This window comes from Pacificibacter marinus (assembly GCF_018860505.1).
In the GTDB taxonomy this organism is placed as follows: Bacteria; Pseudomonadota; Alphaproteobacteria; order Rhodobacterales; family Rhodobacteraceae; genus Celeribacter; species Celeribacter marinus_B.
In genome coordinates this window covers 29,961-47,482 of the sequence record NZ_JAHKPU010000021.1, presented here as the reverse complement: position 1 = coordinate 47,482, position 17,522 = coordinate 29,961, and the positions used below count along the sequence as shown (strand labels likewise).

The 17,522-nt window shown below is 53.1% G+C and carries 17 protein-coding genes; 5 read left to right on the top strand and 12 right to left on the bottom strand.

Going from position 1 to position 17,522, the window contains the following annotated elements:
* The first annotated feature begins 84 nt into the window (after positions 1 to 84).
* A complete protein-coding gene (locus KO503_RS09055) occupies positions 85 to 2,190 on the top strand; it encodes an enoyl-CoA hydratase-related protein (RefSeq protein ID WP_215991234.1) in 2,106 nt (701 codons plus the stop codon).
* Between the two features lie 569 nt (positions 2,191 to 2,759).
* On the opposite strand, the gene infC is transcribed toward KO503_RS09055, so the two are convergent.
* Positions 2,760 to 3,305, bottom strand: a complete 546-nt coding sequence (infC, locus tag KO503_RS09050) for a translation initiation factor IF-3 (RefSeq protein ID WP_215943819.1) — start codon at positions 3,303 to 3,305, stop codon at positions 2,760 to 2,762.
* A 202-nt stretch (positions 3,306 to 3,507) separates the two neighbouring features.
* On the opposite strand from infC, the gene KO503_RS09045 reads away from it, so the two are divergent.
* Positions 3,508 to 4,335, top strand: a complete 828-nt coding sequence (locus KO503_RS09045) for a translation initiation factor 3 (protein ID WP_215991233.1) — start codon at positions 3,508 to 3,510, stop codon at positions 4,333 to 4,335.
* Positions 4,336 to 4,498: 163 nt separating this feature from the next.
* Here the strand turns inward: KO503_RS09045 and KO503_RS09040 are convergent, their stop codons facing one another.
* From KO503_RS09040 to KO503_RS09020, 5 genes are all read right to left on the bottom strand, one after another.
* Positions 4,499 to 5,332 (bottom strand): ferredoxin--NADP reductase, encoded by an 834-nt coding sequence (locus KO503_RS09040; protein ID WP_215991232.1) that lies wholly within the window; start codon positions 5,330 to 5,332, stop codon positions 4,499 to 4,501.
* Positions 5,333 to 5,443: 111 nt separating this feature from the next.
* Positions 5,444 to 5,827: a DUF934 domain-containing protein gene (locus KO503_RS09035; protein ID WP_215991231.1), complete on the bottom strand. Its 384-nt coding sequence runs from the start codon at positions 5,825 to 5,827 to the stop codon at positions 5,444 to 5,446.
* Positions 5,824 to 6,621, bottom strand: a complete 798-nt coding sequence (locus tag KO503_RS09030; RefSeq protein ID WP_215991230.1) for a phosphoadenylyl-sulfate reductase — start codon at positions 6,619 to 6,621, stop codon at positions 5,824 to 5,826. The genes KO503_RS09035 and KO503_RS09030 overlap by 4 nt, the downstream gene beginning before the upstream one ends.
* Positions 6,611 to 8,281 (bottom strand): nitrite/sulfite reductase, encoded by a 1,671-nt coding sequence (locus KO503_RS09025; RefSeq protein ID WP_215991229.1) that lies wholly within the window; start codon positions 8,279 to 8,281, stop codon positions 6,611 to 6,613. Before KO503_RS09025 ends, KO503_RS09030 begins: the two co-directional genes overlap by 11 nt.
* Before the next feature lies 1 nt (position 8,282).
* A complete protein-coding gene (locus tag KO503_RS09020) occupies positions 8,283 to 8,579 on the bottom strand; it encodes a DUF2849 domain-containing protein (RefSeq protein WP_215991228.1) in 297 nt (98 codons plus the stop codon).
* A 142-nt stretch (positions 8,580 to 8,721) separates the two neighbouring features.
* On the opposite strand from KO503_RS09020, the gene KO503_RS09015 reads away from it, so the two are divergent.
* Complete coding sequence (locus tag KO503_RS09015) at positions 8,722 to 9,183, top strand: Lrp/AsnC family transcriptional regulator (RefSeq protein WP_215991227.1); 462 nt, start codon at positions 8,722 to 8,724, stop codon at positions 9,181 to 9,183.
* A gap of 23 nt (positions 9,184 to 9,206) precedes the next feature.
* Here KO503_RS09015 and trpE read toward each other — a convergent pair whose 3' ends face one another.
* From trpE to KO503_RS09000, 3 genes are all read right to left on the bottom strand, one after another.
* Entirely contained in the window at positions 9,207 to 10,721 is a 1,515-nt protein-coding gene (trpE, locus tag KO503_RS09010) for an anthranilate synthase component I (RefSeq protein WP_215991226.1), read from the bottom strand.
* Between the two features lie 32 nt (positions 10,722 to 10,753).
* Positions 10,754 to 12,604 carry a peptidyl-prolyl cis-trans isomerase gene (locus KO503_RS09005; RefSeq protein WP_215991225.1) on the bottom strand — a complete coding sequence of 617 codons (1,851 nt, stop codon included), beginning with the start codon at positions 12,602 to 12,604 and terminating at the stop codon, positions 10,754 to 10,756.
* A gap of 74 nt (positions 12,605 to 12,678) precedes the next feature.
* Positions 12,679 to 13,875: an aminotransferase gene (locus KO503_RS09000; RefSeq protein WP_215991224.1), complete on the bottom strand. Its 1,197-nt coding sequence runs from the start codon at positions 13,873 to 13,875 to the stop codon at positions 12,679 to 12,681.
* A gap of 326 nt (positions 13,876 to 14,201) precedes the next feature.
* Here KO503_RS09000 and KO503_RS08995 point away from each other — a divergent pair, with 326 nt between their 5' ends.
* Complete coding sequence (locus KO503_RS08995; protein WP_215991223.1) at positions 14,202 to 14,480, top strand: hypothetical protein; 279 nt, start codon at positions 14,202 to 14,204, stop codon at positions 14,478 to 14,480.
* Positions 14,481 to 14,600: 120 nt separating this feature from the next.
* Here KO503_RS08995 and gpt read toward each other — a convergent pair whose 3' ends face one another.
* From gpt to fabI, 3 genes are read right to left on the bottom strand one after another with little or no spacing between them, the layout of a single operon-like run.
* Positions 14,601 to 15,104 carry a xanthine phosphoribosyltransferase gene (gpt, locus tag KO503_RS08990; protein WP_215991222.1) on the bottom strand — a complete coding sequence of 168 codons (504 nt, stop codon included), beginning with the start codon at positions 15,102 to 15,104 and terminating at the stop codon, positions 14,601 to 14,603.
* Between the two features lie 10 nt (positions 15,105 to 15,114).
* Positions 15,115 to 15,732 carry a LysE family translocator gene (locus KO503_RS08985; protein ID WP_215991221.1) on the bottom strand — a complete coding sequence of 206 codons (618 nt, stop codon included), beginning with the start codon at positions 15,730 to 15,732 and terminating at the stop codon, positions 15,115 to 15,117.
* Positions 15,733 to 15,735: 3 nt separating this feature from the next.
* Positions 15,736 to 16,539, bottom strand: coding sequence for an enoyl-ACP reductase FabI (fabI, locus tag KO503_RS08980; protein WP_215991220.1), 804 nt, complete (start codon positions 16,537 to 16,539; stop codon positions 15,736 to 15,738).
* Between the two features lie 251 nt (positions 16,540 to 16,790).
* Between fabI and pdxH the strand changes: the two genes are divergently transcribed.
* Entirely contained in the window at positions 16,791 to 17,399 is a 609-nt protein-coding gene (gene pdxH / locus KO503_RS08975; protein WP_215991219.1) for a pyridoxamine 5'-phosphate oxidase, read from the top strand.
* Positions 17,400 to 17,522: the final 123 nt, after the last annotated feature.

Here is a 17,522-nt window from a genome sequence, read left to right as displayed (position 1 = left end):
TTGACTTTTCACTGAACTCAAAGGGGTCTTGCTTTTTGATGCCACTCTCCGCAAAGATGTAAAAAACCGACCCGCGGAGAGGATATGACCACATCCGATGCCAAGTCTGCCGCAGAGCAGACACAGCCCCCCTTAGTTGATACGCGCCACGATGGCGGCGTTGCCTATATCGTTCTTTGCAACCCACCTATGAACGCTCTGACACTTGATGTGCGGCGGTCATTGCTGAGCAGTTTGCAGATCGCGCAAGATGATCCAAATGTCAAAGTTATATGTTTGCGCGGGCAGGGGGCAGGGTTTTCAACAGGGTTGGTGGCCGCAGAATTGGCCGACCTTAAGGCCGGATCATTAGAGGCTACTCCATCTCTTGACGACCTGTGTCGCACCATCGAAAATAGCCCCAAACCCGTTGTCGCGGCCTTGCGTGGAGCGGTGCTTGAGGGCGGGCTGGCTTTGGCCTTGGCCGCGCATTATCGTGTGTGTGGCCCAAAAGCGCGACTTGGCGCTCCTGAAATCACCTTTGGCATGGTGCCAGGGGGCGGCGTGACCCAACGGTTGCCGCGTTTGATTGGGGCTGCCGCGGCTCTTGAAATGATGCTGTCTGGCAAATCCGTGGCGGGGCAACATGCACAATTACTTGGTATTTGTGATGAGCTTGTCGATATGCGCGACCTGCGTGGAGTGAATGCGTTCTGCCAAGCTTTGATCAATGATGATCTTGGTGTGCGGCGCACCTGTGATGTCATGACGGGGCTGTCTGATGGGGCAGCCTATATGGATGCCGTAACCAAACATCGCGCGCGTGCGGGCCAGTCCCATATCAAAGCTTTTGGCTACATTGTTGACTGTGTTGAAGCGGCTCTGTTGCTGCCGTTTGAAGCTGGCGTGTTTCGTGAAAACGCAGCGCGTTTGGATGCTTTGGGATCAAAGCAAGTGCGTGCGATGCGTCACGCCTATTTGGCCGAGCGCCGCGCTGCACGTCCCGCTGGCCTGAACCTTAACCAATCCCGCGCCGTGTCCACCATAGGCATCGCGGGGGTCTCAAACATGGCGCTGGCGATTGCGATGGCTGCACTTGATCATGGGTTTGAGGTTGTGGTGTTTGGCTCAGACGCCAATCAGGTGGCTTTGGCACAACGCAAAATCACGCGTTCATATGAACTGTCCGCGCAACAAGGACATATCACGCCAGAAATCCGTGATAAAACTTTAGGGCGATTTTCAGGGGCATCTGATCTGCAAAGCCTGTCGAAATGTGATCTGGTGATCGACGCTACATCTGGGACGATTGAACGGCGCGCTCAAATTTTGTCGCGGATCGAAGAATTCATCCCACAAGATGCCGTATTGGCGACCATTAACGATCATGGATTCGCTCGAATGGCGCAAGATCTGTCACATCCAGAGCGGTTTTTGGGGTTGCATTTCTTTGCCCCAGCCCAAGCGACCCGCGTGGTTGAAGTGGTGCGCACTGAAGGGCTTTCTGAGGTGGCTTTGGCCACGGCCCATGCGACTGTGCGTAAAATGGGTAAGGTGCCTGTTTGTCTGTCCGCACATGACGGTTTGATCGCCAATACGCTGGAAAAGGCCGCTTGGGATGCCGTTGATGTGCTGCTGCTGATGGGCGTTGCCCCGTCGCGCATTGATCAAGCGATGACACATTTTGGGATGCCTGTGGGGCCTTGCGCCAATATGGATGCGCTTGGTTTGGCGCATTTTAACGGTGTGGCTGTCAGCGTACTTAAAGAGGCTGGTCGAACTGGACGCGGTGGGAATGGCGGGTTTTACGATTATGTTTTGACCGACCAAACCCCGCAACGCAAAGACGATCACGCGGCTCTGGCCCTTATTGACGCGCTGCGTGAAGGGGCTGGGATCGATCGTGTGACTTTGAGTGATGCACAAATATGCGACCGCATTATTTTGGCGCAGGCCAACGCTGGCGCGCGTCTGTTGCAAACGGGCGTTGCCGCGCGGCCCGTTGATATCGACGCCGTTATGCTGTTGGGAAGAGGGTTTCCACGTTGGCAAGGCGGGCCGATGTTGACCGCAGATGTCATGCGTCCTTTGGTGGTGCAAAAGAAATTGCGTGAATTCACAGCAGAGGCGCCCGACATCTGGGAGCCCGCTCAGATGTGGGCAGACCTTATCAAAAATGGCGATGATCTTGAGAGCCTCAATTTGAGCTAAGGCTTTGGGTTTAGAGGCCGTTTAATCTGTCGCCACAGCGTAAAGCTATTGGGGTATGCGGTTTTCAAACACAACTTGATGCAGATCAAAGCTGTAGCCCACCTGACATCGTATTCAACCTTATGAGCGCAAAGCAACGATGATGACCCTTCGTCAGATGATGCTTTGCTTCCCTCCTGTGAGTGCAATGCGCATTTGCAACATTGTCCGCCTGTTGTGCGTGGGCTGACAATGATCTCGGCGTCGCAGAGTGTGTAATTCACTTGCGACGCCTTTTTTTTAGGGAATTGGGGTTGAGGTATATTGCTCGTCTTGATGCAATGCTAAGGCTTTTACTGCACAGTGTTGGTGGCTAGCTTGCGCCACGTTAGAGCGGTCATATCGCTAATTCATTACACTGAACTGGGCGATTCAGGGTGTTTTCATCGAGCTTCAGTCAAAATAATACCCCCGAAGCCTGACGCTTCGAGGGTAACCCTGCCAGACTTGGTCCTCTTTTAAAGAGGGCGTCTGATGGTGCCGCCCGATTGGTTCGGGCGTGCGACCGTTTTTATGTAGCTTTGGCTGCGTTATTTTGGCAGCGGACCGACCATCATAATCATCTGACGGCCTTCCATTTTTGGCATGCTTTCAACGCGACCAATTTCTTTCACGTCAGCAGCAACACGTTCCAAAAGTTGGCGTCCCAAATCTTGGTGCGCCATTTCACGACCACGAAAACGCAAAGTGACTTTAACTTTGTCGCCTGTGCCCAAGAATTTCAAAACATTGCGCATTTTGACTTGGTAGTCATGCACATCTGTTCCTGGACGGAATTTGACTTCCTTGATTTCGATGATCTTTTGGTTCTTGCGTGCTTCAGATTCACGTTTCTGCTGTTCATATTTGAACTTGCCAAAATCCATGATTTTACACACGGGCGGCGCCGCGTTCGGAGAGATTTCTACGAGGTCGAGCCCTGCTTGGGCTGCGAGATCCATCGCACGCGCTGGCGTGACGACTCCGACATTTTCACCCTCTGCACCGATCAGGCGCACCTCTGGGCAACGAATAGCTTCGTTCGTCCGAGGGCCGGTATCGCGTTGGGGCGGGGCATTGTGAGGTCTGCGGGCTATGATGAGCTCCTATAAGCTGTTAATAATATACATGCGAAAAGTAAGTGTTTTGTGCAGCGCTTACAACCTCAATTTAGGCAATGATGCGCTTGTTTCCCTTTATGGGGACTTTTGTGCCTTTTCACACCCTTTTCTTTGCAAATGCAGCATGTCATATGAGCTTGGTATGAAAGAATTAACCTGTTTTGGTAAGGACTAAAAAATGACCAATCGTTTTGTTACTGCGGCTGTCGCAACTGGCCTCGCGTTTAGCTTGGCTGCTTGTAAAGAAGAAGAAAAAGCGGCTGAGGCAACATCTGCTGTTGTCGAATCTGTAACGGAAACAACTGAATCGGCTGCCGATGCTGTAGCTGACTCTGCAGGCTCTATGATCGACGCTGCAAAAGACGCCGTTGAAGGTGCTGTAGATGACGCTGCTGATGCTGCGGCTGAGGCTGCTGCTATGGCAAGCGATGCTGCCGATGCTGCTGCTGACATGGCAAGCGACGCTGCTGATATGGCAACAGATGCTGCGACTGACGTTGTCGAAGGTGCGGCAGATATGGCCACTGACGCGACGGATGCAGCCACTGAGATGGCAAGCGATGCTGCTGACGCGGCAACAGGTGCTGCGACTGACGTTGTTGAAAGCGCGACAGACATGGCCACTGACGCGACGGATGCAGCCACTGACATGGCTAGCGACGCTGCTGACATGGCAACAGATGCTGCAACTGACAGCGTTGAAGGTGCAGCAGACATGGCAACAGATACAACTGAAGCCGCGACAGAGGCTGCTGATGCGACAACTGAAATGGCCACAGAAGCAACGGAAGCTGCTGAGTCTGTGACCGAGTTTGACGCGACAGCGGCAAGTGACGCCTTGCAAGTTGAAGGCTTTGACCTTGAAAAAGCCAAAGGTTACATTGCCTTGGCTCCAATCGGTGACGAAGCAAAAGCAACTGTAACCACGGCTCTTGAGCAAGCGCAAAACAACCCTGTCTTGTTGAACGCTGTACTGGAAAAAGCGCGTACGCTTCTCGGTCTCTAAGCCTTTTCTATAGACATTCTTTTAAGTCGCGCGGTCTCAGATTGCGCGGCTTTTTTTATGGCGCGAGATTATGACGGGTCAACCGCAACTATGCGCATGGCCTCAACGAAAAACCCCCGCCGCTAAGGGCAGGGGTTTGATCGAGGGGAAAGGGGCGAGCCCTTTAATCGACAAAGGCCTTTTCGACCACATATTCTTTCGGCTCAGAATTGGCCCCTTCGCGCAGACCAAAGCCATCCAAAATCGCCATGATGTCTTTGTTGAACGCCAAGTTGCCACAAACCATGCCGCGATCTGTTTCTGGGTTCAGCGGTGCCACGCCCAAGTCTTCGAACACTTTGCCCGAGGTCAGATTGTCCGTGACGCGGCCCATGTGATGGAACTCTTCGCGGGTGGTGGTCGGGTAATAGCGCAGCTTGCCAGCTTCGATTTCTGAGAGAATTTCATCAGATTTGATGTGCTCGACCAACTTGCGTCCATATTCCAGCTCACCAACTTCGCGACAGGTGTGCATCAAAATGACTTCTTCGTATTTTTCATACACCTCAGGTTCGCGCATCAAAGACGCGAATGGCGCGACGCCAGTACCTGTGGCAAACATCCACAAGCGTTTGCCTGGCAAAATCGCATCGGTCACCAGCGTACCAACAGGTTTAGGACGCAAAATGATCTCATCGCCCACCTTGATATGCTGCAAACGCGAGGTCAGCGGGCCATCGGGCACCTTGATCGAATAGAACTCAAGCTCTTCATCCCAAGATGGGGAGGCAATGGAATAAGCACGCAAAAGCGGTTTTTGCTTGCCAGTGTTCGGATCAGGGTCGCCCATCAGGCCAATCATCACGAATTCACCAGACCGGAACCGCAAAGTTTGCGGGCGCTCGACTTTGAACGAAAACAAACGGTCCGTCCAATGGGTGACAGCGGTCACTTTTGCTGCGTTTGGCAAGGTTGGAACCGTTTTGGGTTTTTCTGTTACAGCTGTTTGGTCTGTCATTTGATCACTCAATGCCCGCGGGTATCGGGCCCTTTATAATGGGTTTTTCCCATATAACTTTGATTTAGGTCAGAGGAAAGGCGTCAAGTCGCTACTGCTTTGACCGTCTCGTTAACCTGATTTTGCAGCGGCGCGCACGCGGGCTTGATAATCATGCGCCTGCCAATCAGCTCGGGCCAACCATTGATCCACAGGTTGGCGTGCTGCCAAATCATCGGATATGGACACCTCGTCAAATCCAGACCGACGCGCCATGGCGTATTGGTCCGCAATCACATGGCCATTGGCACGCAAGCGCCCCGTAAAGCCTGCAAGGCGCAACAATTTGGCCAAAGTGAAGCCGCGCCCATCAGAAAAGGCCGGGAAATCAATACGAATGGCTGCCGCACCTGAGAATTGCGCCAAGGTCGACGGGTCGGTGTCAGAGGGCAAATCCAGCCACTCACCAGTGAAATCTTCAGCCACAAAGCCGCTGTCTTGTACAATCACGCTCATGCTGCGTCTCCTTTTTCGGTGCCTGCCGCATTGTCCGTTACTGGCAACGGGCCACGCACCATTTTGCCATCCACGAAGTGAATGCCACATTCAATTTTTTCCTGACCACGCCAACGCCCCGCACGGGGATCTTCGCCGTCTTTCACTGGTGATGTGCAAGGCGCACAGCCAATTGATGGATAGCCTTTGGCCACAAGCGGGTGACGGGGCAGACGGTTGTTGATCATATAGTCTTTGACATCCTCAGGCGCCCAATGGGCCAAGGGATTGATTTTAATACGTGTATCAAGCTCGTTCTCGAAGAAATCCAGTGCAGCACGTGTGCCTGCTTGAAACCGTTTGCGCCCTGTGATCCACGCGTCATAACCGTCCATCGCCTCTTGTAAGGGCACGGTTTTGCGCAGGCTACAGCAGGCGTCGGTGTCGCGTTGATTGAGAGTCCCGTCAGGGTCAACCTTGGCAACCGTCGCGGGGTTTGGCTGAATGCGTCTCACATCGCGCAAGTCGAGTTTTTCGATCAGCTCAAGTTGATAATCAATCGTCTCTTGAAACAACATCTGCGTGTCGATGAACACAATAGGCGTGGTGGGCTTGATCACCGAAATCATATGCAAAAGCACAACAGATTCCGCCCCAAAGGATGATACCAACGCAATACGGCCCAGCTCTGCATCGCGCAAAGCCAGTTCCAACACGGATGTTGCAGAATGGTTTTTGTAGCGCGCATTCAAGCGCGCCACACGTTCATCCACCGTGCCGAATTCTTCCCTTAGGCGCGTGGCCTCATGCGGCATCTGCTTTATCCTCTTTGACGGGATAAAGCGCCTCTTTGAATGGCGGCATGCCCAAGCGGCGATAGGTCGCCAAAAAGGTTTCCTCGGCATCAAGGCGCAAATCCAAATAGGCGTAGACCAAACGCTCGATTGCAGGAATGATCTCGTCATAGGCGAAGCCTGGCCCCGTGCGATCGCCAATCACCGTGGTTTCAGTGCCGTCACCGCCAAGGGTGATTTGGTAGTTTTCAACGCCAGCACGATCCAAGCCCAAAATGCCGATGTGACCCACATGGTGGTGGCCACAGGCGTTAATGCAGCCTGAGATTTTGATTTTCAACTCGCCGATGTCTTGTTCCAGTTTCAATTCTTCAAACCGCGTGGCGATGCCCTGTGCGACAGGGATAGAACGTGCCGTTGCCAGTGCGCAATAATCCATGCCGGGGCAGGCGATGATATCTGAAATCAAACCGGCATTGGCTGTCGCCAGATCATTGGCTTTCAACACTGCGTGCAGTGCAGGCAGGTTCGATTTGTGCACATGTGGCAAGATCACATTTTGCTCGTGAGAGATGCGCAATTCATCATGTGCATAGTCGCGTGCCAGCTGCGCCAAAGACCGCATTTGATCTGCAGAGGCATCGCCTGGTGTTGTGCCTGGTTTTTTCAAAGACACTGTTACAATTGCATAATCTGCGTTCTTATGTGCGGCCAAGTTGGTGTCTGCCCAAGCGCGAAACACTGGGTCGTTTTCATAGGCACGAGTGTAGGATTCCATGGGCTTATCGACAAAAATGGGCGACACAAAGAATTGTTCGATTTGTGCAAGCATGTCCATGTCTACGCCGCCGAATGTCGGCTTGATTTGCGCAAAACGTTCTTCTACACGGGCACGGATATCGTCCAAGCCGTTCTCATGAACCGTAATCTTGATACGTGCTTTGTATTTGTTGTCACGACGGCCTAACAAATTCCAAACGGACACTGTCGCCTCGATGTAGGGCAGCAAATCTGCGAAGGGCACAAAGTCGGACAAGGTTTTGCCAACCATCGGCGTGCGACCTAAGCCACCACCCACGATGACTTCAGCCCCCTTAACGCCGTTTTGTTCTTTCAAAACGATACCAATGTCATGGGCGCGCACAACCGCGCGATCATGCGATGCGCCCGTTACGGCAACCTTGAACTTGCGTGGCAAGAACTGGAATTCTGGATGATCTGTTGACCATTGGCGAATAAGCTCGGCCACAGGGCGCGGGTCAAAGGATTCATCAGCAGCTGCCCCAGCAAAGTGGTCGGCTGTCACGTTGCGAATGGTGTTGCCAGAGGTCTGAATGGCGTGCATTTCAACATCGGCCAAAGCTTCAAGAATGGCAGGCACATCTGGCAGTTTTGGCCAGTTGTACTGGATATTTTGACGCGTGGTAAAGTGGCCGTAACCTTTGTCGAATTTTTCAGCGATCATCGCCAGCTGATCCATTTGATCAGGATTCAACGTGCCATATGGGATCGCAACGCGCAGCATGTAGGCGTGCAATTGCAAGTACAAGCCGTTCATCAAACGCAAAGGGCGAAACTCTTCTTCTGTCAAAGAGCCATCAATGCGGCGGGCCACTTGGCCAGAAAACTGAGATACGCGTTCGCGCACAAAAGCCTCGTCAAAATCGTTGTAAGAGTACATCTTAAAGCTCCGCCTGTTTGCCGTGATTGTGATTAGAAGGTCCGGTACGACGGAAATCTTCACGGAAATGGGTTGGTTCTGGACCGTTTTCGCCCGCAACAGCATCAACAAGATAGGCGCCAACGGCAAACCCGTCTTTGGCTGCAAAGGCGAGGCGTTCTTCTGCGACCTCTTGCGTGTCAAAGAGTGCAGCATCGCTCAGAGCGCGCACCCATGTGTCAGAGGCTGACAAATAGATAACATCGCCTTCAAGCAGGGCGTTTGCGGTGACAATCTTGGGCGTAAAAGGGCGGGCCATGTGCGATCCAGACTTGTGTAATTTCTCTTCTTATTTAGAACATTATCCTATGAAACTACTATAGGGTCTGGGGAATAAGGATATTTGTTCCATTCCGTGGGCTGCACAGGGTGCTGGTTCCGCAAATAAGGAGAAAACCGAAATGGCAGTCCAATTGGATGTAATGGATCGGAAAATTTTGGGCGAGTTGCAGGTCGATGCAAGTCAATCTTTGGACGAAATTGCTCGAAAAGTGGGGTCTTCCAAGACGCCAGTGTGGAATCGCATCCGAAAAATGCGCGAAAACGGCGTCATTGGGCAGCAAACTGTGATCCTTGATCCCGATGCGCTTGGGCTTGAGGCCTGTTTCTTTGTTTTGGTGAAAACCAATGCCCATGAAGCGGGTTGGCAGGAAAAATTCTTGCAAGTGCTAAAACGCCGTCCTGAAGTGTTGGAAGCGCACCGTTTGGCAGGGGAGATTGACTATATTCTCAAAGTACGCGTTTCAAACGCAAAGGCCTATGACGCGTTTTATCAAGCCCTGATCAAAGAGGTGAACATCTACAACGTCACTGCACTTCTTTCGATGGAACAAATTAAATCAACCACCGAATTGCCAGTTTAGGCACGGTGGCGTCTGTGCGGCGCTTAGGAATTGCCCGCCTTGGAGAACATGCCTGCGTCCCGTGCCGCCATGCGTAGGGCGTTGGATTTGTTAACTGTTTCCTCAAACTCAAGTTGGGGATCGCTGTCATAAACCACGCCACCGCCCGCTTGGATGTAGAGCTTTTTGTCTTTCAACACACCCGTGCGCAGCGCGATGCAGATGTCCATATCGCCGCCCGATGAGAAATAGCCAACACCGCCGCCATAGATACCACGTTTCTCGGGCTCAAGCTCGTCAATGATTTCCATCGCGCGCACCTTCGGGGCGCCAGACACAGTGCCTGCGGGCAAGCCTGCCAGCAAAGCGGACAGCGCATCTTGGTCGTCGGACAGCTCACCCACAACGTTGGACACGATGTGCATAACATGGCTATAGCGCTCGATTGTGAACTCTTCAGTGGGATGCACTGTGCCGATTTTTGAGACCTTGCCAGTGTCGTTGCGCCCCAGATCCAGCAACATCAAATGTTCGGCCAGTTCCTTTTGATCCGCCAAAAGATCCAACTCAAGTGCAGTATCTTCCGCAGGGGTGGCGCCGCGTTTACGGGTGCCTGCGATGGGGCGAATGGTGACTGTGCTGTCTTTGACCTGCACCAAAATTTCGGGCGAAGCGCCGATAATTTGAAAGCCGCCAAAGTTAAAAAAGAACATATAGGGTGACGGATTGGTACGGCGCAAAGATCGATAGAGCGAAAAGGGCGGCAGTGGAAAGTCTTGGGTCCAACGCTGCGAAGGGACAACTTGAAAAATATCGCCCGCTTTGATGTAGTCTTTCGCCTTATCAACGGCTTGTTTATAGCCCTCACGGGTGAAATTCGATACCCCTTCTGGGGCCTCGTAGCTTTCCCCTAGATCGTGGGATGTGCCCTCAGGCGCGCGTTCCAAATCACGTAGCGCGTCCATGACACGTTCCGCCGCTTGGGCGTAAGCGGCACGGGACGACTGGCCGGATTTGACCCAAGCAGGGGATACAACCGTGACTTCGCCTTTGACGCCATCAAGCACAGCCACAACAGTGGGGCGCATCATCAGCGCGTCAGGGGTGCCAATAGGATCAGGGTTCACATTGGGCAAGTGTTCGACATGGCGGATCATGTCGTAGCCAAGATAGCCAAATAGGCCCGCAGAGGGCGAGGGCAACTCAGCAGGCAAATCAATTTTGCTTTCGGCAATCAAGGCCCGCAATGAGGTCAGAGGATCGGAGGTTTCAGATGTAAAAGCCGTAGAATCAAAACGCGCATCGCGGTTGATTTGCGCTGTCGTGCCATCACATTTCCACACCAGATCGGGCTTCATGCCGATGATGGAATGACGCCCCCGCACTTCGCCGCCAGTGACGGATTCAAGGATAAAACTATCCGAACGCGCGCCTGCGAGTTTGAGCATAATCGACACAGGCGTGTCCAAATCAGCGGCCACTTTGGCGTAGACCACTTGGTTTTCACCCGCCGAATAAGCGGCATCAAAGGCGTCAAACGCAGGGATGATTTTTGCCATTTGGAATGACCTTTTACTTTGATTTTAGTGTCTTACGGCAGTTGAACGTGGATCGCATCAACCGCAGTTTGGTTGATGGAAATCCCTTCACGAGTGCGCAGTGCACTTGAGAAAGCAGTGACCACATCTTGGGCAGCGCCTTGTGCCGCAGAGGCGATGTAGCTGTCGGCGATGGCTGTGTTATCCGCAGTGTCCTCTGGCGGTAACACGGCATCAATGAGAGCGATGACAACGCGTCCGTCGCCTTCGATTAGGGTTGTTGCCCCCGCAGCCAAACCTGGTTCAAACACAACATCAATAAAGCCTTCTGGCATGGTCGAGATGAAGTCTTGGCGCGTGATGGTTTCGAATGTTTCAACAGGCAAGCCTAAGTCCGCGAGCGGTGTGCCTGAGGCGACTTGGCTTTCCAAATCTTGTGCACGCACAAGCATTTGACGGGCTGTTTCTGCGACTTCCCAATCGGCGACGACTTGGTCACGCACGTCTTCAAGCGGGGTCAGCGTGGCAGGGGTCACAGAATCAAGGCGCATGGCAAAGATACCGCCATCAGACAGCTCAACAATTTCGGGGAAATCGCCCACTTCGGCGGCGCGTACTGCTGCGACGAAAGCAGAATAAGACGCGATCCCGTCTTCTGATGTGGCAGTCCAGCCCAGTTGGCCTTGTTCCATGCGGGTTTCAGCGGCGACTTCTTCTAGGGTCGCACCTGAGGCCAAGAGATCGTCAAGATCTTCGATCATGTCGGAAATATCGCGGCGGGCTGCGTCTGAGGCCATTTCGACCGACAGATCTGCGCGAGCCTCTTCGAACGAAATTTCAGATGCCTCCAAGATGCCGTTTACACGGAAAATGGCTGGACCGATATCAGTCATGATCACATCAGAAACGCCGGACACCTCAAGGGCAAAGACAGCATCGCCGGCAGATCCAAGATCGCTTTGGGCGACATCGCCCATGTCTGCGTCAATGATATCCAAGCCGCGTGCAATGATTTCATCTTCATACGTGGTTTCGCCCGCTTGTAGGCGCGCAGTGGCCGCTGCGGCATCCTCGGCGGAGCCAAAAACCAAGCGTTCGACCAAGCGGCGTTCTGCCTGCACAAATTGCGCGATATTATCGTCGTATATCTGGCGTAGGCTGGCCTCATCCAGATCAACCTCGTTGCTGATCATGGCAGGGGTCAGCCAGACATAGGTGATATTGCGTGTTTCGGGCGCGGTATAGGCGTCAGGATTGGCGTCATATTGTGCCTTGATATCCGCTTCTGTTGGCACAGGAACGCCTGTGGACAGTGCCTCGCCGCCCATGGTCGCGACTGAAATTGTGCGGCGTTCGCCGATCCATTCCACAACGACATCGCCGTAAATCTCGGGCATGGTGACGCCTGTGGTCAAAGCGCCTTGCAACAAAGCACGGGCCAGATCTTCGCGCAGGCCTTCTTCAAAAGATGATGGGTTTTCACCGATTCCGTTCAACGAGGCTCTGTATGTGTCGGAATCAAATGTGCCGTCCAAGCCTTGGAATGCAGGGATGGACAAAAGCTGGCTGCGTACAGCCGCGTCACCAACAGACAGGCCAAGGCGTGCTGTTTCGCCGTCAAGTGCGGCTTGGTTGAACAATTGATTCAACACGCGGGCAGGGATGCCGATTTGCTCGGCTTGCTCAATCGACATCTGCTGACCGATCTGCTGCTCTAGGCGGCTGATCTCGTTCGTCAAGGCATTGGCGTAAGTGTTCACGTCGATATCGCGGTCACCGACAGAGCCGACATTACTGATCGATCCACCAAAGTTGGCCGTGCCAAATCCGCCAAGGCCCACGATCAAAAGACCGAGGATACCCCAAACAACCATTTTCTTGCCGGAACCGTTTTTGCTCGCCATGTCGATCTGTCTCCCATCAAACTGCGAAATGTCTAGGGGGTTCGGCGGCGGCTCGCAAGGCAGATCGGGCCAGATTAGGGCTCAATCTGTGCCAGACGATCAAAAAGCTGCGAGATTTGCGCGAGATCAGCATTGGCAAAGGCGATCCGCAGGTGTTTTTCGCCGTCTCGATGCCCCTTTGACATAAACATCGTTCCGGGCAAGACCAAGAGTGCCGCGGTTTTGACCAACCAAGGGGCAAGCTCGGACGAGGGCATATCAAACGGGTGCTCGACATAAGCAAAATAGGCGCCACAGCCCCGCAAATGCCAGCCTTTGTTTGACAGCGTTTTAAAACCGTCTTCGATGGCCGCACGTCGCGCAAGAATTTCATCACGCTCAGACGCGACCCAATCAGATAGGTTTTGCATCGCCCAAAGTGCTGTTTTTTGCGCCAACTGATTTGCGCAGATGGTGACGGTGTCTAGATACTTTTCAACCTGCGCCAAACGTGCAGGGCTAGCAACGATTGCGCCCACACGGTGCCCCATCATCCGGTAAACCTTGGAAAAGGAATAAAGCTGCACAACTGTGTCGCGCCAATCGGGTTGCTGGAACAGATAATGCGGCACGCCGTCACGCGCGTCAAAATCGCGGTAGGTTTCATCAATGACCAAGGCGATCCGGCGCGCTTTGGCGAGCGCGTAAAACTGCGTGACCAGTTCGGCTGGATATTCAACACCGCCGGGGTTGTTGGGGCTAACCAAAACGATGGCGCGGGTGCGCGGGGTGATCAGTTTCGCCGCCGATTCCAAATCTGGCAACAGGTCTGGTCCTGTCATCAAGGGGGCCACAGATACACCATTCATATCGGCCCACATTTTGTGATTGAAATACCAAGGTGTGGGCAAGATGATCTCGTCACCTGCCGCGCAGAGCGTCGACATCACGGCGGTAAACGCTTGGTTGCATCCTGATGTGATGGCCACGTCTTCGGCTTTGATCTGGCCGTGGTATTTGCTGCTCCACTGATTGGCGATCTCACTGCGCAGCGCTTTCAGGCCCAAAACGTCGCCATAATGATGGGCTGTGTCGTCCTCGACAGCAATGCGCGCCATTTCTCGGCGCAGTGCAAGGGGCGGGGCCTGTGTCGGGGCGGCTTGTGAAAGGTTGATCAAGGGCTTGTCTGCGGAAAATGAAACCCCTTCAAGCCAAGTCGATGCTTCCATGATTGGCGGCGCCATCGTGTTTTGCATTGCGGTTGAAAGTGGCAGAGGGGTCGACGATGACATGGCGATGTCCTTTTGTGGCAGATCATAATGGTTTTACAGCGGCAGTGACCTACAGCTAACCTTCCTGATGCGGGTTTTCAATCACCTCAGGATTGTGCGAATTGCCGCATGAAAATCAATTCCTTTCGCGCCTCTTTTCTTTGCAATTGCAGCGGGATGCGGCGCAATTTTTATCGTGTTGCTGGTTTGAGCGCTTTGAAGTGCTCCGCGTTGCACGACGTTAACTTTTCGATGGGGTGTTTGAGGGATAGTTGATCTGTCGTCGCCACCTATGTTGAGGCTGCGACCAATCATAACAATACTTCACCAAGTTAATGAGGTTCAATATGCTTACAAATCAGTTGGTTGAGAAATTAGAATGCGCTCTGGCCTGCGCACAGGTGCAAAATATCACCTTGATGGCGACCCTGTTGGATGAGGTCCGCGACGGGTCATATGACATCATGCCACGACAAAGTGCGTTTCTTATGCGCGCTGCTTGTGCAGCGGTCGAACATGTCGCTAGCGCCTTTGATGCATTGTCGAGCGCACAGACAGCACGGTCTGCAATCCAACAGGCTAAAGAGGCTGCTTTGTTGGGCGGATCTGATTTGAATGCAGCTTGACGTATGTCAAGTTGACGTGAGCACTGGTTCGCGGTGCTGCTGAAACTGGCGTTGCTGAATGCCTAGGGGATTAAAACGCCCAAGAAGGGCGCTTTGATCTGTGTAAAATTTGCCCCTGAATCAGTCTTTGCCACGGTAGGGCTGAACGTATTGCAGCGCCATATCCCATGGGAAAAAGATCCATGTGTCTTGCGAGACTTCGGTGATAAAGGTGTCGACCTGAGGCCGACCTTGCGGTTTTGCATAAACCGTCGCGAAATGCGCCTGCGGATACAGTTCGCGAACCAGCTCAAGTGTTTTGCCGCTGTCCACAAGGTCATCGATAACCAAGATCCCCGTGCCATCGCCCATCATATCTTTATCAGGTGCTTTGAGCACTTCGGCCGCGCCTTGGTTTTGGTGATCATAGGATTTGACAGAAATCGTATCGACGGTGCGAATGTCCAACTCGCGTGCGATGATCATTGCAGGGGCCATGCCACCACGGGTGATCGCGACGACAGCACGCCATGCGCCTGCGTCGGGGCCTTTACCATCCAAGCGCCATGCCAAAGCGCGGCTGTCGCGGTGAATTTGATCCCAGCTGATGTGAAACCCTTTTTCGTGTGGCAAACGGTCTGTCATGTCATGGTCCTTAGCTGAGAACGAGTTTGGCGCTGAGGGCCGCCAGTAGGCCGCCAAAAACGCGATCGATGGTTGTTTTTAGAGTTAGATAGGTGCGGCGCGTGCGCTCAAGCGAAAAGATTCGCGACACGATGATATTCCAACCGCAATCGTTAAAAAAGATTATAGAAAGAACGACGGGATAGACCCAAAGTGGGGGGTGCGCAGGCACGAGCGTCAAAAAAATCGTTCCAAAGAATAAAGCCGGTTTCGGATTGGCCAATTGCGTGGTGATGCCAAGCCAGATCAAAGCAAGCCCCGACAAGCCCTCATAGCCTTCCGGCATTTCTGTGGTCATTGGCTCAGGCGCATGTTTCCAGATTTTATAGGCCAAATATCCAAGATACAGACCGCCACAAATTTTGAGCACGGTCAAAAGAACCGGTGCGACTTGGAACAAAATTGCCAGTCCGAAAAGGGCTGCCAGCGCCCAAAAACATGCGCCAAGCCCGATGCCTATGGCAAGATATGCGCCTTTAAGCATGCCTTCGCGCAGGGCTGTGCGCGCCGCTAATAAAACAGCTGGCCCCGGCGAAATCGCCGCGGCCAGATGCACAAAGTAAAACGCGACAAGCGCCGCCAATGTCATGGTCTAGCCCTTGGTGATGTCAGGCGCGTCAACGGCTTTCATGCCGACAACGTGGTACCCTGCATCAACGTGGTGTGTTTCGCCTGTGACACCCGCGCCCAGATCGGACAAGAGGTACAAAGCTGAACCGCCCACATCGTCGATGGTCACATTGCGACGCAGCGGTGAATTGTACTCATTCCATTTCATAATGTAGCGGAAATCGCCAATGCCGGAGGCCGCCAAAGTCTTGATCGGACCCGCAGAGATGGAGTTGACGCGAATACCGTCTTTGCCAAGATCTTCGGCCAAGTAGCGCACGGAGGCTTCCAAAGCGGCTTTGGCCACGCCCATAACATTGTAATGCGGCATAACGCGCTCGGCACCGTAATAGGTCATGGTCAACATAGAGCCGCCATCTGTCATCAACTTGGCTGCGCGCTGCGCGACGGCCGTGAAGGAATAGACAGAAATATCCATTGTCAGGTTAAAGTTGTCGCGGGTGGTGTCAACGTAACGCCCACGCAATTCGCCTTTGTCGGAAAAACCGATGGCATGCACGATAAAATCGATCTTGCCCCATTTTTCTTCTATCTGGGCAAAAAGCGCATCCACTGAGGCACCATCAGACACATCGCAAGGCACCACAAAGTCAGAGCCAAGTTTTTCCGCCAAAGGATCAACGCGTTTTTTGAGTTGCTCGCCTTGGTATGAAAAGCATAGCTCAGCGCCATGCTCGGCCAGTGCTTTGGCAATGCCCCAAGCGATTGATTTGTCGTTGGCGAGGCCCATGATCAGACCGCGTTTTCCGTCCATAAGTTTTGTCATGGTCGGTTCTCCCACCTATATGCTGCGTTTGTGCTGCGTTTGTGCTGCGTTGGGTATAGGCTTTATGCGGTTTGGCCCGCGCTATCAAGCCTGTGGTTTTGACATGCGACTGACATACATATGTGTCGTACACTATATATGTGTCGCAGCGCCCCGTGATATGCGGCGAAGTCCCCTGCGGTTGATCCGTCCCCTTGTTGAGGCGCGGGGGACGCGATATTCCACTTATGTCATGCAAAGGAGATCAGTTCATGGACGTCAAACGCAGTGGTATTTTCAAAGGCGATAACCCGTTCGAGATCGCGCGTACTTGGCTCGCTGAGGCCACGGCAACTGAAGTGAATGATCCCAACGCCATCGCTTTGTCGACCGTTGACACAGAGGGTATGCCCAATGCGCGTATGGTGCTGCTCAAAGCGATCGAAGAGGATGCTTTCGTGTTTTTCACAAATTATGAAAGCGCCAAAGCGGGTGAAATAGAAACCGCAGGCAAAGCCGCTTTTGTAATGCACTGGAAAAGTTTGCAGCGCCAAATTCGGGTGCGCGGGAACATTATGCGCGAAAGTGACGAGGCTTCTGATCTCTACTACAAATCGCGTGCACTTGGCAGTCGCATTGGCGCTTGGGCCTCCGCGCAGTCGCGCCCTTTGGTGTCCAAGGCTTCTCTTATGGAAGCTGTTGCCAAACAAGGCTTGAAACATGGACCAAACCCCAAGCGCCCGCCGTTCTGGGGTGGCTATCGTGTCGTGCCAACAGAAATCGAGTTTTGGGCGGCTGGGGACTTTCGACTTCATGACCGATTCCGTTGGACGCGAGCGACAGAGGCTGATTCGTGGTCCGTCTCAATGCTTAACCCTTAGGCTTACGTAAGGTAATTTTGATATTCGGGTCAGTAATGTTACCATAACAACAAAAAGACATGTCCTTCACACCTTGATACTGCGTGCAGTTTGTCGCACCTTAACCTCGGGATGAGGGGCAGG

Excerpts from the sequence above, each read along its gene's own strand:
- KO503_RS09055 (WP_215991234.1), top strand. The coding sequence starts at position 85 with ATGACCACATCCGATGCCAAGTCTGCCGCAGAGCAGACACAGCCCCCC.
- KO503_RS09045 (WP_215991233.1), top strand. The coding sequence starts at position 3,508 with ATGACCAATCGTTTTGTTACTGCGGCTGTCGCAACTGGCCTCGCGTTT.
- KO503_RS09040 (WP_215991232.1), bottom strand. The coding sequence starts at position 5,332 with ATGACAGACCAAACAGCTGTAACAGAAAAACCCAAAACGGTTCCAACC.
- KO503_RS09035 (WP_215991231.1), bottom strand. The coding sequence starts at position 5,827 with ATGAGCGTGATTGTACAAGACAGCGGCTTTGTGGCTGAAGATTTCACT.
- KO503_RS09030 (WP_215991230.1), bottom strand. The coding sequence starts at position 6,621 with ATGCCGCATGAGGCCACGCGCCTAAGGGAAGAATTCGGCACGGTGGAT.
- KO503_RS09025 (WP_215991229.1), bottom strand. The coding sequence starts at position 8,281 with ATGTACTCTTACAACGATTTTGACGAGGCTTTTGTGCGCGAACGCGTA.
- KO503_RS09020 (WP_215991228.1), bottom strand. The coding sequence starts at position 8,579 with ATGGCCCGCCCTTTTACGCCCAAGATTGTCACCGCAAACGCCCTGCTT.
- KO503_RS09015 (WP_215991227.1), top strand. The coding sequence starts at position 8,722 with ATGGCAGTCCAATTGGATGTAATGGATCGGAAAATTTTGGGCGAGTTG.
- trpE (WP_215991226.1), bottom strand. The coding sequence starts at position 10,721 with ATGGCAAAAATCATCCCTGCGTTTGACGCCTTTGATGCCGCTTATTCG.
- KO503_RS09005 (WP_215991225.1), bottom strand. The coding sequence starts at position 12,604 with ATGGCGAGCAAAAACGGTTCCGGCAAGAAAATGGTTGTTTGGGGTATC.
- KO503_RS09000 (WP_215991224.1), bottom strand. The coding sequence starts at position 13,875 with ATGTCATCGTCGACCCCTCTGCCACTTTCAACCGCAATGCAAAACACG.
- KO503_RS08995 (WP_215991223.1), top strand. The coding sequence starts at position 14,202 with ATGCTTACAAATCAGTTGGTTGAGAAATTAGAATGCGCTCTGGCCTGC.
- gpt (WP_215991222.1), bottom strand. The coding sequence starts at position 15,104 with ATGACAGACCGTTTGCCACACGAAAAAGGGTTTCACATCAGCTGGGAT.
- KO503_RS08985 (WP_215991221.1), bottom strand. The coding sequence starts at position 15,732 with ATGACATTGGCGGCGCTTGTCGCGTTTTACTTTGTGCATCTGGCCGCG.
- fabI (WP_215991220.1), bottom strand. The coding sequence starts at position 16,539 with ATGACAAAACTTATGGACGGAAAACGCGGTCTGATCATGGGCCTCGCC.
- pdxH (WP_215991219.1), top strand. The coding sequence starts at position 16,791 with ATGGACGTCAAACGCAGTGGTATTTTCAAAGGCGATAACCCGTTCGAG.